The following is a 14,830-nucleotide window of genomic DNA, read 5'->3' as shown; positions in this document are numbered from 1 at the left end:
ACAGACTGAACTGGAAAAGCCGGGCCCTGTGCCCGGCTTTTTCTTTATCCGCCCCGCGCCGGCGGCATCAGAACCCGCTCGCGCCTGCAATCCTTTCGATCGACGGCCTCGCAGGACCGGAACTCCAGATCTTTGGTCATGCAAATGCGCACTTCGCGCAGATAGCGATTGTCGCATGTGACGGCGATGGCATCTTTCTTCAGGCCGGGATTGGCTGCAAGAAAGGCCTCTTCGACCCGTTTCGGCGAAACCATCTCCGGCTTTGCAAGCCGGCGGAACTCGGAGGGCGTTTCCACACGCTCGCGCGCCTTGCGCGAGAGGGCGAAATAGTCCTCCTGCGCAAACCCCGTACACATGCCGTGCTTGCGCCATTGATGGCCCATCAGGCCTGCCGAGGGCATGATGTCTCGATACTGATCAACCAGCGCATTGGGCACACGCTGCGGGCGCTTGGATTGGCAATATTCCGGGTAGCTTTTCTCATATTGCGGCCAGAGCCCGTGGACCACGAAGGCATAGGGCCGCTCGCGTCCGCATTGCTGCCGGTTGGCCTCCGCGCCTTCGGCGGCGCAGTAGCTGGGCGACCAGCTTAGTGACAGCACATAGAAATCGAACTCACCCGCCGGTGCACCGCGCTCGCCGGCAATCGCCGGGGCAGGGAATGTCACATGACATGCCAGAAGGGCGGCGGAAAGCCGCTTTGCGATACGCATGGTCCGCCCCGCAATCGCGTCGTCTATCGCAGCACGCGGCAGTGGCCGTCATAGACGTTCCAGCGGTCGAAGCCGGAAACGCAGAACTCGACATTGTTGCCGAGCCCGGCAAAGCCCTGGCCGTACTCGATCAGATACCAGATCGTCCGGTCACGCCCATCGGAAAGGCGCGCCGTGGCGCGGCAATAGCGCCGCTCGATCGGGCTGTCATAGGAGGACGGGCTGTAGCGTGTCTGGTAGGACCCGTAGAAATCGACGATGTCGACGTCTGGCAGGTTCGGTACATGGGTGACCTGATAGCGGAAACGCTTCTGAATGGTCGAATGAACGCGCGCATCCGCGCAGACATCGTCCACCGCGCCATAAGAGCCGACCGGATCGGCTGCCATCGCCTGCATCGAAAGGAATGATGCGGTGAGGCCGGCTGCAAGAGCCAAAAAGCGCGCCATAGGTCTGTCTCCCGGATTGTTGCGGTGCGGTGGGTTGAAGTTTTGCGCCAGTGCGCGGTTTGGGTCAAGCATGGTCACGCTATTCTGCCGTAAGCCTTTCGAGTGCCCAGCGCCCCTTGCCCTCTTCGCCCAGAATGCCGGCAAGAACCGGAAGCAGCGTTTCCATCTCCTCACGCAGCACGAAAGGCGGATTGACCACGATCATGCCGGTCCCGTCGAGGCGCGGTTCACTGGAGGGTGGGCGCAATTCGAGACGGATGTCGATCACATCGGCAATGCCGCTTTCAGCTAGGCGTCTGCGGAAAGCCTGAACCGCGTCATGGTTCTTGATCGGGTACCAGACCGCATAGATGCCGCCCGGCCAGCGCCGGTGTGCCTTTTCGAGTTTCGTGACAATCCGTCCGAATTCGTCTTCCTCTTCGAAGGGCGGGTCAATCAGCACCAGTCCACGCTTTTCTTTCGGCGGCAGATGCGCGCCCAGCGCCAGCCAGCCATCGAGTTCGATGACCCGTGTCTGGAAATCGCCGGCAAAAATTTCCTTCAGCCGCCCGGCATCCTGTGGGTGCAGTTCTATGGCGGTCAGTCGGTCCTGCCTGCGCAAGAGATGGCGAACGAGGCGCGGGGAACCGGGATAATACTGGATGCCGCGGCCTTGATTCTCCTTGTGAACCGCTTCCAGCAAGGGATTCAAAAGGCTTGCTGTTTTCTCATCGAGGGAAGCCTCGACGAGCCGGCCGATCCCGTCCCGCCATTCGCCGGTTTTCTGTGCTTCTTCGGAACTCAGGTCGTAAAGACCGATTCCCGCATGGGTGTCGATCACGCGGAAAGCCTTGTCCTTGCGTTTCAGATATTCAACGATGCGGGCAACGATGGCGTGCTTGACCACATCGGCGAAGTTTCCAGCATGATAGGCGTGGCGATAATTCATGTTTCCCGCTTCGGTGAGGTCTGCACCTGATTTTCTGCTCACTGGCTCTACGCGTCCGCGCGAAAAATCGCTAGTGTTCCCGCCATGAACACACACGCAAACATCCATATCGGCCATTCGGCCTGTCCGCATGACTGTCCATCGACCTGTGCCCTCGATGTCGAGATAAAGGACGGCCGCATTGGCCGCGTCCATGGCGCAAAGGACAACAGCTACACCGCCGGCGTGATCTGCGCCAAGGTTGCCCGCTATGCCGAACGCATCCACCACCCCGACCGCCTGCTGAAGCCGCTGGTCCGTTCCGGCGCCAAGGGCGAGGGGCAGTGGAAGGAGGCGAGCTGGGAGGCCGCGCTCGACCGTGTGGCCGAAGCCTTCTTGAAGGCGGAGGAAAAATACGGGACCGAGACCGTCTGGCCCTATTATTATGCCGGGACGATGGGGCTGGTGCAGCGCGATTCCATCGACCGGCTGCGGCACGCCAAACGCTATTCCGGCTTCTTCGGCACGGTCTGCACCAATGCCGCCTGGACCGGCTTTGTCATGGGTGCGGGCGATTTGCGCGGGCCCGATCCACGCGAAATGGCCAAGTCCGACTGCGTGGTGATCTGGGGCACCAATGCCGTTGCGACCCAGGTCAATGTGATGACTCACGCGATCAAGGCGCGCAAGGAGCGCGGTGCGAAGATCGTCGTCATCGATGTCTACGACAATGCCACCATGAAACAGGCCGATCTCGGCCTCGTTCTGAAGCCGGGCACGGACGCGGCCCTTGCCTGCGCGGTCATGCATGTTCTTTTCCACGATGGTTTGGCTGACTGGGCATTTCTTGACAAATACACGGACGACCCCAAGGGACTTGAAGCGCATCTGAAGACGCGCACACCCGAATGGGCGTCTGCCATCACCGGCCTTTCGGTTGACGAAATCGAGGGCTTTGCCAGGCTGGTGGGCGAGACGAAGCGCACCTTCTTCCGGCTGGGCTATGGGTTCACGCGCAACCGCAACGGTGTTGTGAACATGCACGCCGCCCTTTCCATCGCCGCCGTTACCGGCTGCTGGCAATATGAAGGTGGAGGGGCGTTTCATTCCAATTCCGGCATCTTCCGCCTCGACAAGTCGCAGATCGAGGGCAGTGCGCTGCGCGATTCCTCGATCCGTTCGCTCGACCAGGCGCAGATCGGGCGCATTCTGACCAATGATGCTGAGGCACTGCATGGGGGCCCGCCCGTCACGGCACTTTTGATCCAGAACACCAATCCGGCCAACATCGCTCCGGAACAGCGGCTGGTGAAGAAGGGTTTTCTGCGCGAGGACCTTTTCACCTGCGTGCACGAGCAGTTCATGACCGACACGGCGAAGCTTGCCGATGTGGTTCTGCCGGCGACGATGTTTTTGGAACATGACGACATCTATCGAGGTGGCGGTCACCAGCACATCATTCTCGGCCCCAAACTGGTGGATGCGCCCGGTGAGGCGCGGGAAAACCTGTTCGTGATCGAGGAGCTTGCGGAGCGTCTCGGCGTTGCCGACAAGGGCGGTTTTGGCCTGACGGCGCGCGAGCATGTCGAAGTCATGCTGGAGAAGCGCGGGCTTGGTACGTTCGAAAGCTTCAAGGCCGATCGCTGGGCCGATGTACAGCCGGATTTCGACACCGCTCATTTCGTCGACGGTTTCGGTCATCCTGATGGCAAGTATCGGTTCCGGCCGGACTGGACCGGAACGCCAGCGCCCAACCGTCCGCCGGCCTCTATCGGCCTGCAGGGGCCGCACGCGCGCATGCCGGACTTTCCCGACCATATGGATTTTATCGAAGTGGCGGATCCGGAGCATCCCTACCGGCTGGCGACCTCGCCGGCGCGCACCTTCCTGAATTCGAGTTTTACGGAGACACCGGGCTCGGTGAAACGGGAGGGGCGGCCGGAGCTGATGCTGCACCCCGACGATGCCGTTGAGCTCGGGCTTCAGGCCGGCGATCGCGTGGAGATCGGCAATCGACGCGGCGAGGTGGTTTTGCATGTGAAGCTCTTCGACGGTGTGCGACGCGGCGTGGTGATTGCCGAGGGCATCTGGCCGAACAGCGCGCATGAGCGCGGCGAGGGCATCAATGTTCTGACCGGTGCCGATTCCATCGCGCCATATGGCGGCGCGGCGTTCCACGACACGAAAGTCTGGGTGCGCGCTTTGTGAACTCCAGGCCGTGCGCTCGCGCGTTCCTCCAATGGGTCCCGGATAGCCTGCGGCTTCCGGGATGACGTTGTGGGGTGATGTTCTCATCGTCGTCATCCCGGCCGAGCGGAGCGAGAGCCGGGACCCATTGAGAGGCGCGGCCGGTGTCCGCAGAGGGTGCGGCTGGTGGTGCGGAGGTGAGGACCGGACCCTGCGCTCGCGCGTTCCTCCAATGGGTCCCGGGTCAGGCCCGGGATGACGGCCTCCTTCTCCCCGTCTGCGGGGAGAAGGTCCCGGCAGGGGGATGAGGGGCGGGCGGCGCCTTGCGAGCTTTTCCACCTCTGTCGGTATCCCGGCCACTGATGGCGCTCGCCCCTCATCCTCACCTTCTCCCCGCTCGCGGGGAGAAGGGGGCGTTTGACGTTGGTGCGCATTCTGCAGAGGGGGTGGGGCTGGTTTCGACCGTTGGCGCAATTGCCCCCCCTCTGTCCTGCCGGACATCTCCCCCTCAAGGGGGGAGAATGGCTGGCAGGCAGGCTGCACACTCCTCAATCCGGTGGCGATTGGCAGAAACCCATCCACCGCCTGATCTCCCCCCTTGAGGGGGAGATGTCCGGCAGGACAGAGGGGGGTGTGGCGCGGGCATTTCAAGACAGGCTCCTTCGTTGCCGCGCGGGGTTGCCGCCGGGGTTTGCGTGGTTCGGGAAACGGGGCGCGTTTTTCGTGCCTCTCTGTTGGAATTGAAGTGGCGCGAAAAGCGCGCCCCGCCGGCCGCTGTCCCGTCTGCCGGCCGGTCACTCGGGCGATCTGTGCCCTAGCGGCTTTTCCGCAACCGACATGATGCCGGCCGCCGGCCTTTCGCGGGCCCTCACAGGCCTCGGGTCACCGAACCCGAGGGGGAGGCTGCCGTCGCCCCTCCTGATCCCCGGCTCCGGACCCGGTTCCCGACAGGGGCGATGGGGGGAAGTGTAGCGGCGGTTTTGGGGGTGGGGGAGAAAAGAGCGAATAGGGAGTAGCGAATAGCGAGTAGGGAACGCGCTTCATTCGCCTCGTCGTCCTATGGCTTGACCATAGGATCCATGCCGTTGCGGTGGTGATGGGGTGCGGCTGAGAAAAATTGCGTGACGCCTTTAAGGGCTGCGGTTTATCCCCGGCGCTTTGGCATGGGTCCTCGGATCAGGTCCGAGGATGACGAAGATTGAGGCTTCCCCCTCAATCGCGGCGTTCGCCGGGAGAAATGATCGCGATATCTCGATGTTCGTCCTCGACGCCGGAGAACACGGCGACGCCATCGGACATCCGTACCCGGCCTTCCGCCAAAAGGCGAAGCGCCAGCGGGTAAAGTCGGTGCTCGACCTTGAGAACCCGCTCGCCCAGCGTCTCTTCCGTATCGCCGGTGAGGACGGGAACGGCCGCCTGGGCGATGATCGGGCCTTCATCCATCTCCGGCGTGACGAAATGCACCGTGCATCCGTGGACGCGCACGCCCGTCGCAAGGGCGCGGGCATGGGTGTCGAGCCCGCGAAAGCTTGGCAGGAGGGCAGGGTGGATATTGATCATCCGCCCTTTCCATTTCTGCACGAAATCCGGTGTCAGAAGGCGCATATAGCCAGCCAGACAGACGATTTCCGCCTTGAACTCGGTCAGAGCCTTATGGATGGCGGCGTCATGCGCCTCGCGCCCATCATAATCGCGCGATGAAACCACTGTTGTCGGGATGCTGTGCGTGGCGGCGACCTCCAGCCCGCGCGCATCGGCCCGATTGGAAATCACACCAACGATCTCGGCAGGGAATGATGGGTCGATGGCGGCCGCGATGAGGGCCGCCATATTGGACCCGCGGCCGGAAATAAGGATCGCGACCTTTTTGCGTGTCCGGCGCGTCATAGGGCGAGAGAACCGCGATAGGTGACGCCGGCAGCCTGGCGCGGCACGATCTGGCCAAGCATGGTGACCTGCTCGCCCGCCTGCTGGAGGAGCGCCGCGATCTGCGCCGCCTCATCGGCGGCAACGGCCACAACCATGCCGATGCCGCAATTGAAGGTGGAGAGCATTTCGCTCTCGGCAACACCACCGGTTTTGGCAAGCCAGGAAAAGACATCGGGAACATCAATTGCGTCGAGATCGATCTCGGCAGCCAGATGATCAGGCAGCACGCGTGGCAGGTTTTCGGGAAAGCCGCCGCCGGTGATGTGGGCGAGCGCCTTGATGCCCCACGCGGCCTTGAGCGTTTCAAGGATCGGTTTGACGTAGATGCGGGTGGGCTCAAGCAGCGCTTCGCCCATCGTCTTGCCCGGCGCGAAAGGAGCCTTGTCGCCCCAGCCGAGGCCGGCATCGGAAACGATGCGGCGCACCAGCGAAAAACCGTTGGAATGAACGCCGGAGGAGGCGAGGCCCAGAAGAACGTCGCCCTCGGCAATGTCGCCTGTGGGCAGAAGCCGGTCCCGCTCTGCCGCGCCCACGGCGAAGCCGGCCAGATCGTAATCCTCGCCGTGATACATGCCCGGCATTTCCGCCGTCTCGCCACCGATCAGCGCGCATCCGGCCTGCCGGCAGCCCTCGGCAATGCCCGAAACGATGGCCGCACCCTGGTCGGGATCGAGCCTGCCGGTTGCGAAATAATCGAGGAAGAAGAGCGGCTCGGCGCCCTGAACGACAAGATCGTTGACGCACATGGCAACGAGGTCGATGCCGACCGTGTCGTGCCGGTCCGCGTCGATGGCGATCTTGAGCTTGGTGCCGACGCCATCATTGGCGGCCACGAGGATGGGGTCGGTGAAGCCGGCCGCCTTGAGATCGAACAGGCCGCCGAAACCGCCGATCTCGCTGTCGGCGCCCGGCCGGCGCGTGGCGCGCACCATGGGCTTGATCTTGTCCACCATCCGGCTGCCGGCATCGATATCGACGCCCGCATCGGCATAGGTGAGGCCGTTTTTACGTTCCTGAGCCATTTCGTTCTCGCCGCCGCGTTTTTTTCGGCTTCTGACATGAAGGGGGCGCTTCCGCAAGGCGGGAGATATTAACAGGCTGGCCTATTGAAAGCGTGCCGCTCTCCTACAATGTGTCAAAGCCTGCGATAAGTGTGTCCCGAAAATGCCCCCGACCGCAACGAAAAGGGCAGGGCAGCGGGCGGCGAGGGTGGAGATTTTCCATTGACGATACCCAACATCATCACATTGATGCGTTTCTTCCTTGTGCCGGGCGTGGTGTTTGCCCTTTTGACGGGGGAGTATGGCTGGGCGTTCGCTGGGTTTCTGGCGGCGGGCATCTCCGACGGTGTGGACGGGTTCATCGCGCGCCATTTCGACCAGCGCACCGAGCTTGGCGCCTATCTCGATCCGATCGCCGACAAGCTGCTTCTGGTGAGCGTTTTCGTGGTGTTCGGCTATATGATGGAGCTGCCGCTCTGGCTGGTGATCGCGGTCGTGTCGCGCGATGCGCTGATCGTCGGTGGCGTGCTTCTGGCCAATGTGATGGGGCATCCGGTGGCCATGAAGCCGCTCTTCGTCTCCAAGGCGAACACGCTGGCGCAGATATTGCTGGCGCTGCTGGTTCTGGCCGAACTCGCATTCGGATACAGTTCGGGTGCGGTGCGGATCGCGCTGATCGTCGCCACAGGCCTCTTGACCGTGGCTTCCGGAGCGGCCTATCTCGTCGCCTGGATCAAGCATATGAGTGGTTATGCCGAAAGTGACGCCGAAGGACGCTGAAAACGAGGCCGGGCCGGTGATCGCCCGTCCGACGCTGGCGCGCCATATCGCCTTCTGGGGCCTGGCGGGGCTGGGCCTCGTTCTGTTTCTCTACGTCTTCAGTTCCATTCTGCTGCCCTTCCTGGCCGGCATGGTGCTGGCGTATTTCCTCGATCCCGTTGCCGACCGGCTGGAGAAGATGGGGCTTTCGCGCATCGCTGCGACCGTTGTGATCCTGATCGGCTTTATTGTTGCGGTCCTGCTCGGCCTGATGATCGTGCTGCCGGTGCTGGGCACCCAGCTAGCCGATTTCGCAAGCCGTCTGCCCGAATATCTGACGCGGCTTCAGGAACTGGCGAACCGGCTCGAGCCGGCATGGGTCGACAATTTCATCAATGGTGAAACCGACGCTGTGCGGGAAAATCTGAGCTCGATATTGGCGCAGGGGACGGGCTTTCTCGGCACGCTCTTCAAATCGGTCTGGAGTTCGGGTGTGGCGATCGTCAACGTGGCGAGCCTTTTCATCGTCACGCCGGTGGTGGCGTTTTACATGCTGCTCGACTGGGATCACATGGTGGAGAAGGTGGATAGCTGGGTGCCGCGCGACCATGTGGAGACGGTGCGCCAGATCGCGCGCGACATCAATGTGGCCACGGCAGGCTTTGTGCGCGGGCAGGGCACGCTGTGTCTCATTCTCGGTATTTTTTATGCCGTCGGTCTGTCGCTGGTCGGGCTCAATTTCGGGCTGTTGATCGGGCTTTTTGCGGGGCTGATCAGCTTCATCCCCTATGTGGGCTCGCTGCTCGGCTTCGGCCTGTCGATCGGCATCGCGCTGGTGCAGTTCTGGCCCGAATGGTGGTGGGTGCTCGCGGTGGCGGCGATCTTCTTCTCCGGCCAGTTCCTGGAAGGCAACATCCTGCAGCCGAAACTGGTGGGCAAGAGCGTGGGCCTTCATCCGGTGTGGCTGATGTTTGCGCTGTTCGCCTTCGGCTATCTGTTCGGCTTTGCGGGGCTCTTGATCGCCGTTCCGGCGGCGGCGGCCGTTGCCGTTCTGGTGCGCTTCGCCATCAACCAGTACCTCGCTTCGCCGCTCTATAGCGGGCACGCGGAAACGCCGGCCAAAACGCCGAAATCCCGGGGCTGAAGCCATGCCGTCGCGCCAGCTACCGTTCGATTTGGCCCCGGGAGAAGCGCTGAGCCGCGACGATCTGGTGGTGACGCCGGCCAATGCGCGCGCAGCCGCCCTGATCGAAAACTGGCCTTCCTGGCCGGCGCCGGTGGTCATTCTTGCCGGCCCCGCCGGCAGCGGCAAGTCGCATCTCGCCGCCATCTGGCGCGAGGAAGCGGGCGCAGCCGAAATAGCCTGCGACGGTATCGAAGCGGCGGCGATCGAAGAAGCTGGGCTGCGGCCGATCCTGATCGACAATGTCGACAGCGGGCCGATCGACGAGAACGGCCTTTTCCACCTGATCAACGCCGCGCGCGCCGGCGGCCAGCCCATGCTTCTGACCGCGCGCCGTTTTCCCGGCGCCTGGGGCGTCAAACTGCCGGATCTCCTGTCGCGCCTCAAGGCGGCGGCGACCGTGGAGATCGACGAACCCGACGACATGCTGCTCGCCGGCGTGATCACGAAACTCTTTGCCGACCGTCAGGTGGATGTGGAACCGCATGTGGTGCAGTTTCTCGTGCGCCGCATCGAGCGCTCCCTGTCGAGCGCGATCCGGGTGGTGGACGCCATCGACCGTGCCGCACTCGAGCGCAAGACGCGCATCACCCGGCCCCTGGCGGCAGAGGTGGTGACGGCACTCGAAGCGGGTGAAAACCCTGCGGAAAATTAGCCGCTGACCGGTATCGCGAATCGGCTGCGCGGCTGCGCGGTTGGTTGCCGGGAACCAATTGCGCCTGTCTCTGTTTGCTCTCCACAGGCCAGACAAGCGGCAAAGGAGTGCATGATGACGGATGAGCGCAAGGAACGGACCACAGTGGTGACTTCAGGCGGCGGTGGGGCCGGCTGGTTCATAGCCGGAGGGCTGATTGTCGCCCTGATTATTGGAGGTTTCCTGCTTTTCGGCGGTGCCCTGGGAGGAGGCGAGGGCAGCGGCATCAATATCGATGTGCCAGAGAAAGTTATCATCGAGACGCCCGAGCCAGCCCAATAATGCCTCCCGTCGCCCGCCGTCTCGGGGCGAAGCCACACTTGTTGTCGCGCTTCATGCGGAAATCATGAATTTGGGCTTGCGCGGAAAATTCTGAGACTATAGGGGTTCTCTCGCTCGGAGCGTAGCGCAGCCTGGTAGCGCATCTGGTTTGGGACCAGAGGGTCGCAGGTTCGAATCCTGCCGCTCCGACCATCTTTCCGCATGTCGCATGAACTGCGACATGCTGCCTGTTTCGGCGTTTTTACGCCTGCTGGAAACGAGGTTTACGACGTGTCTGCGCGCATTTTCAGCCCGGCCAAGACGGCCATGCAGTCCGGCAAGGCCAAGACCGGCCTCTGGATACTGGAGTTCGATCCCGAGGTGCCGCGCAAGATCGACCCGCTTATGGGCTACACGTCTTCTTCCGACATGAAGAGCCAGGTTCGCCTGACCTTTGAAAGCAGGGAAGAGGCCGTGGCCTACGCGGAGCGGAACGGCATTCCCTTCCGTGTGGAAGAACCGCACCAGCCCAAGCGGCGCCAGGTTTCCTACGCGGACAATTTCCGCTATGACCGCAAGACCCCGTGGACGCACTGAATTCGGCGTTCACGCGTCGGTCCCGTAGCTCAGTTGGATAGAGCACCGGCCTTCTAAGCCGATGGTCGCAGGTTCGAGCCCTGCCGGGATCGCCACCCTGAATTTCGGCAGGCGCAACGCGATCTGATCGCCTCGCTTCCGATTGCCTGTCAGCTATCGCGCTCGTAGCAGCCGTAATCTCCCAGGTTTGAACGAGTTCCCATCCCTGCATAGTACACCTGTACAGGTAGATTTCCCGACTTTGCTGTGATGAACCCCTTACAAGGCAGCTATCGCGAGGATGGCTGAAGGTTCTTGGAGGGTATTGTGAAGATCATTTTGGCTGTTTTGCTCTGTCTTTCTATCGCAGCCTGCAGTTCGACATCGGACGGCCCGGGGAGGAGCGTCTCCGCCTCCGGCGAGAAGGGTGTGGCTCGGTATGCGTCGCGGAAAGACGCGTGCGGACAGGCACGACAATCACAGGACGGCGCTGCCGTGATGGGGGCGCTGCTTGGTGCAGTGGGTGATTTTGCCCCCTATAGCAGCCGGAGCGGCTGGGCGGTAAATCGTGCCGCCTATGCAGGGCGCAGAATGGCAGGGGCGGCGGAATCGGCGAGCGCACGAGAGGCCAGCCGCCAATGCTGATGAAGCCAATGGGTGCCGGAGGCAGCCACTCGTGACAGGTCAGCGGCCTGGATCGCCGTGCGTCCATTCGGAGGCACGGCGATCCAGGCTATTGATGGAGCAACGGAATAACCCGAAAACCGGATTTCACGTTTCGGTGCGATGCTCTGGCATCAGTCGACATTTCTAGGAGAGACCCAGCCTGCGGTCGAGAATTCCCTGTGCTTCAGCGCTTATCGAAGCGATGATATCCGAGGCGCTCTGCTCGGTATCGACAAGGCCGACAGCCTCCCCGACGAAAGGTGCGACAATGGACGTGTCTGCGGCTTCAACGGCGGTTTGCCAGCGCTGCTCTTCTGTCGGCAGCGCTCGTCTGAGGCCGGCTTCGTCATTGGTCCAACGGTCCACGAAGGCGGTTCGCAACACCCGGCCTGAATAGCGTTCGGGCCAGTCGATGCGGCGGATTGTGTCGATCACGCGGGTTCGGACCGTATCGTCGCCTGTATGGGCGAGAGTCGTCTGGATCAGCCTCCTGTCGACCAGGGACTCTGCCGCGCCCCAGAAACGTGTCCCGACCACCACGCCGTCGGCACCAAGCGCAATCGCGGCAACGAGACCACGTCCGTCGGCAATGCCGCCGGCAGCGCAGAGAAGCGTTTCGCTGCGGCGACGGGCAATCTCATCGGCCACTTCAGGAACGAAGGCCATCGTGCCTCTGCTCTGGCCGTGCCCGCCCGCGTCGCCCCCCTGGGCCACCACCACATCAACGCCGAGGTCAATGGCATGACAGGCGTCGCGAAAGGTCTGAACCTGGCAGATCACCGGTACGCCGGCTTTCCGCACCGTGGCGAGAAACGGGGCAGGATCGGCAAAGGACAGAAACAGCGCACGGGGCTGAAGCATCAGCACCGTTTCGAGCAGGTCAGGCTGATCATCCAGGGCAAAGGAGATGAAGCCGCATCCGACCGGCATATCGCCGGCAATGGCGAATTGATCTTCAATCCAGCCCCTGTCGCCATACCCGCCGCCTATCAGCCCGAGGCCGCCGGCGCGGGAGACGGCGGCAGCAAGCGCGCCTCCCGCAACGAAGGCCATCGGCGCCTGGATCAGCGGCAGCGTGAGGCCGAACCGTTCCGTGAGCCGGGTCCTCATTGCCTTGCCCTGTAGTCTTCCACGGGCAGCCCGCCGATTCCCCAGTGTTCGAGCTCCACCTCGTCGATTACGACGAAGGTTGTCGCGGGATGCTTTCCAAGTGTCTCCCGGAGCAACTCCGTAACGCCGGCAATCAGGCGGGCCTTGTCCCGGGCTGAAGGGCCGGTGCCGCCCGGACCTCCTTCCCGCGTGATCTTGATGTTCACATAGGGCATGGGGTCAGTCCTTTCGGGGAATGTAAGAGAAGGTCTTGCTTACGATGCGCCACTTGCCAGCGTGCCGGACGAGCGTCAGATAGTCCAGATAATCGCGTCCCATCATGCTCATTCTCGCGGTGATGCGGGCGATGCGATCGCCTCCGAACGCGATCTCGAGAATGGCTTCATCGCGCGGGTCCCCGCGTTTGACCGGTGGTTCGCGCCTGTCGATGCGGGCCATGTAGGCGTCGATGTCGAGGTAGAGTTCGTCTCCCTCCGTTGCGCAGACATAGGCAAGACGCGGATGGAAAACGTCGCGCAGCAGCGTGCTGTCGGCCCGGTAAAGTCCCTCGAAATAGGACGCCATCAGCGCCACCACTTCGCTGTGATCGGCGGGGGTCACTGGATCAGGCCCTCCGCTTTCATGGCGCTCTGCGCGGAAGGGCGCGCGGCGACGCGCTCGATGAAGGCTTCAAGACGGGGCCAGGGGGAAAGGTCGATCTCCGTGACCTTCGCCCAACTGGCTACGGCGAAGAGATAGGCATCCGCCACCGAGAACCGGTCCGCCACCAGCCATTCGCCGCCATTGGCCAGCTGCTGTTCGACCCGGTCGAACCTGGTGGCCACGGCCGTCCTGGCGTCCGCCTTCTCGTCTTCGCTTGCGCCGGTTCGGAAAAGAGGTCCGAACGCCTTGTGCAACTCCGTCGCCACCCAGTTGAGCGCCTCGTGCAGGCGGGATCGCTCAAAGGTGCCCGCCTGCGGTGCCAGTCCGGCCGTGGGGTGACGGTCGGCGATGAGCTGAAGCACGGCGGCACCTTCACTCAGGATATTCCCGTCGTTGAGGTGCAGGGCGGGCACGTAGCCATTCGGGTTGATTGCGCGATAGTCGCTGCCGGTCTCGGTGCGTCCGGCCTCGGTATCCACCCGCTCGATCTGGAAATCCGCGCCGGTCTCATAAAGGGCGATGTGGCTCGCCAGAGAGCAGGCGCCGGGTTTGTAATAAAGCTTCATTCTGAAGTCTCCGGTTGACAGGATGACTCTCTCTAGCTCCGAATTCGATCTAATGATAATATCAAGATTTCAACAGCTCGATGCATAAAATAGATCATCATGAAATACGACCAGCTTCTCGCTTTCGATGCGATCGTTATGGCCGGCACGTTCCGCAAGGCCGCCGAGAGATTGAACAAATCCCAGAGTGCGGTGAGCCACGCGATCCGGCAGCTGGAGGACGAACTGGAATTGAAGCTCTTTTCTCGTGATGGCTACCGGCCGAAACTGACGGCGCAGGGGGAGGTGTTTTTTCGTGAAACCAGCCGCGCTCTGGCGCAGATGCAGGCGCTTGGCGAGATCGCGGCGCGGCTCAGGGCACGCGAAGAAGCCGAACTGCGGATCGCGGTGACCGCCACCCTGCCGCTGGAACGGCTCCTGCCGGTGCTTGAAGAAATCGGGCGACGGTTTGCCGCCACGCACCTGCGCCTCTCGACTGAAATGATGGGCGGTGCGATCGCACGGCTGATGGAAGGCAATGCCGATCTTGCCGTGGCGACGCTGGATGGCGTGCCGATGGATGCGGTGGAAACCCGGCGCATGGCTGACGTCACCATCCGCCCCGTGGCCAGCCGGCTTCTGGCCGACCGGCTGGGACCTGATGCAAAGTCGGCGGCGGGGCTGCAGGCCATTCCGCAAATTGTCGTTGCAGGTACCGGGGGACCGGAAGGCGACCAAAGCCGTGACCTGCTGCCAGGAGGGCGCAAATGGACGGTGTCGGATTTCGCTGCAAAGAAACAGGTTATCCTGAGCGGGCAGGGCTGGGGCGGCATGCCGGATCACTTGATCAGAGATGAGATTGCCGCAGGAACGCTGGTGCCGCTGACTGTCGAAGCGTTTCCACCGCGTCGCTCTGAACTCTTTGCCATTCGACGCCGCGATCAGGCGCTGGGGCCGGTCGCCCGGGCGATATGGACGCGGCTCTCCGATGCCGGGCCGGACCTGGCGGAAAATGCCGGGGCCGACAGTGCCGTTCGTGGCGAAACGATTTGAAACATGTTCAGGCTCCTGATCCAGCCGGAGAACGAGCCGGTGATCCCACGGCCGACATGGATGAGGACCGGATCGGCGAGGATTGCCGGTCCGGCTCTTCAGGGCAATTCCAGGAAATGCGGGCGCTGGCGACAGAACATGCGGAGCGCGGCGTA

The 14,830-nt window shown here is 62.7% G+C and carries 16 protein-coding genes and 2 tRNA genes; 9 read left to right on the top strand and 9 right to left on the bottom strand.

Annotated elements, in window-relative coordinates:
- Positions 1-44: 44 nt before the first annotated feature.
- The 3 genes from KUG85_RS05325 to KUG85_RS05315 all read right to left on the bottom strand — a co-directional run bounded on the left by KUG85_RS05325 (position 45) and on the right by KUG85_RS05315 (position 2,090).
- Complete coding sequence (locus KUG85_RS05325; protein ID WP_223004389.1) at positions 45-713, bottom strand: ribonuclease T2 family protein; 669 nt, start codon at positions 711-713, stop codon at positions 45-47.
- A 23-nt stretch (positions 714-736) separates the two neighbouring features.
- Complete coding sequence (locus KUG85_RS05320; RefSeq protein WP_065818287.1) at positions 737-1,162, bottom strand: hypothetical protein; 426 nt, start codon at positions 1,160-1,162, stop codon at positions 737-739.
- A 79-nt stretch (positions 1,163-1,241) separates the two neighbouring features.
- Positions 1,242-2,090: a 23S rRNA (adenine(2030)-N(6))-methyltransferase RlmJ gene (locus KUG85_RS05315; protein WP_223004511.1), complete on the bottom strand. Its 849-nt coding sequence runs from the start codon at positions 2,088-2,090 to the stop codon at positions 1,242-1,244.
- 84 nt (positions 2,091-2,174) lie between these two features.
- Between KUG85_RS05315 and KUG85_RS05310 the strand changes: the two genes are divergently transcribed.
- Complete coding sequence (locus tag KUG85_RS05310; RefSeq protein ID WP_223004388.1) at positions 2,175-4,277, top strand: molybdopterin-containing oxidoreductase family protein; 2,103 nt, start codon at positions 2,175-2,177, stop codon at positions 4,275-4,277.
- Between the two features lie 1,191 nt (positions 4,278-5,468).
- Here KUG85_RS05310 and purN read toward each other — a convergent pair.
- Positions 5,469-6,143: a phosphoribosylglycinamide formyltransferase gene (purN, locus tag KUG85_RS05305; RefSeq protein ID WP_223004387.1), complete on the bottom strand. Its 675-nt coding sequence runs from the start codon at positions 6,141-6,143 to the stop codon at positions 5,469-5,471.
- Positions 6,140-7,207 (bottom strand): phosphoribosylformylglycinamidine cyclo-ligase, encoded by a 1,068-nt coding sequence (purM, locus tag KUG85_RS05300; protein WP_223004386.1) that lies wholly within the window; start codon positions 7,205-7,207, stop codon positions 6,140-6,142. Before purM ends, purN begins: the two co-directional genes overlap by 4 nt.
- Before the next feature lie 201 nt (positions 7,208-7,408).
- On the opposite strand from purM, the gene KUG85_RS05295 reads away from it, so the two are divergent.
- The 7 genes from KUG85_RS05295 (at position 7,409) to KUG85_RS05265 (ending at position 10,775) form a co-directional block, all read left to right on the top strand.
- A complete protein-coding gene (locus KUG85_RS05295) occupies positions 7,409-7,966 on the top strand; it encodes a CDP-alcohol phosphatidyltransferase family protein (protein WP_036541085.1) in 558 nt (185 codons plus the stop codon).
- The gene (locus tag KUG85_RS05290) at positions 7,938-9,089 is read left to right on the top strand and encodes an AI-2E family transporter (RefSeq protein WP_223004385.1); all 1,152 of its coding nucleotides are present in this window, start codon (positions 7,938-7,940) and stop codon (positions 9,087-9,089) included. Before KUG85_RS05295 ends, KUG85_RS05290 begins: the two co-directional genes overlap by 29 nt.
- 4 nt (positions 9,090-9,093) lie before the next feature.
- Entirely contained in the window at positions 9,094-9,783 is a 690-nt protein-coding gene (hdaA, locus tag KUG85_RS05285; RefSeq protein WP_223004384.1) for a DnaA regulatory inactivator HdaA, read from the top strand.
- Positions 9,784-9,897: 114 nt separating this feature from the next.
- Entirely contained in the window at positions 9,898-10,104 is a 207-nt protein-coding gene (locus KUG85_RS05280) for a hypothetical protein (RefSeq protein ID WP_065818647.1), read from the top strand.
- 115 nt (positions 10,105-10,219) lie between these two features.
- Positions 10,220-10,296 (top strand) — tRNA-Pro (locus KUG85_RS05275).
- 78 nt (positions 10,297-10,374) lie between these two features.
- Positions 10,375-10,680 carry an ETC complex I subunit gene (locus KUG85_RS05270; RefSeq protein WP_007010323.1) on the top strand — a complete coding sequence of 102 codons (306 nt, stop codon included), beginning with the start codon at positions 10,375-10,377 and terminating at the stop codon, positions 10,678-10,680.
- A gap of 18 nt (positions 10,681-10,698) precedes the next feature.
- Positions 10,699-10,775 (top strand) — tRNA-Arg (locus KUG85_RS05265).
- A 694-nt stretch (positions 10,776-11,469) separates the two neighbouring features.
- On the opposite strand, the gene KUG85_RS05260 is transcribed toward KUG85_RS05265, so the two are convergent.
- Genes KUG85_RS05260 through gstA form a run of 4 tightly spaced genes read right to left on the bottom strand, consistent with a single transcriptional unit; the run spans position 11,470 to position 13,643 of the window.
- Positions 11,470-12,435 carry an NAD(P)H-dependent flavin oxidoreductase gene (locus KUG85_RS05260; RefSeq protein WP_223004383.1) on the bottom strand — a complete coding sequence of 322 codons (966 nt, stop codon included), beginning with the start codon at positions 12,433-12,435 and terminating at the stop codon, positions 11,470-11,472.
- Positions 12,432-12,650, bottom strand: a complete 219-nt coding sequence (locus KUG85_RS05255; RefSeq protein ID WP_065817749.1) for a tautomerase family protein — start codon at positions 12,648-12,650, stop codon at positions 12,432-12,434. Before KUG85_RS05255 ends, KUG85_RS05260 begins: the two co-directional genes overlap by 4 nt.
- 4 nt (positions 12,651-12,654) lie before the next feature.
- Positions 12,655-13,035, bottom strand: coding sequence for a nuclear transport factor 2 family protein (locus KUG85_RS05250; protein WP_223004382.1), 381 nt, complete (start codon positions 13,033-13,035; stop codon positions 12,655-12,657).
- Complete coding sequence (gene gstA / locus KUG85_RS05245; RefSeq protein WP_223004381.1) at positions 13,032-13,643, bottom strand: glutathione transferase GstA; 612 nt, start codon at positions 13,641-13,643, stop codon at positions 13,032-13,034. The genes KUG85_RS05250 and gstA overlap by 4 nt, the downstream gene beginning before the upstream one ends.
- A 99-nt stretch (positions 13,644-13,742) precedes the next feature.
- Between gstA and KUG85_RS05240 the strand changes: the two genes are divergently transcribed.
- Positions 13,743-14,675, top strand: a complete 933-nt coding sequence (locus KUG85_RS05240) for a LysR family transcriptional regulator (RefSeq protein WP_223004380.1) — start codon at positions 13,743-13,745, stop codon at positions 14,673-14,675.
- Positions 14,676-14,830: the final 155 nt, after the last annotated feature.

Source organism: Nitratireductor rhodophyticola (assembly GCF_019891355.1).
GTDB classification, from domain to species: domain Bacteria; phylum Pseudomonadota; class Alphaproteobacteria; order Rhizobiales; family Rhizobiaceae; genus Nitratireductor; species Nitratireductor rhodophyticola.
The sequence above is the reverse complement of the archived record's forward strand: the minus strand, read 5'-3'. Positions and strand labels throughout refer to the sequence as shown.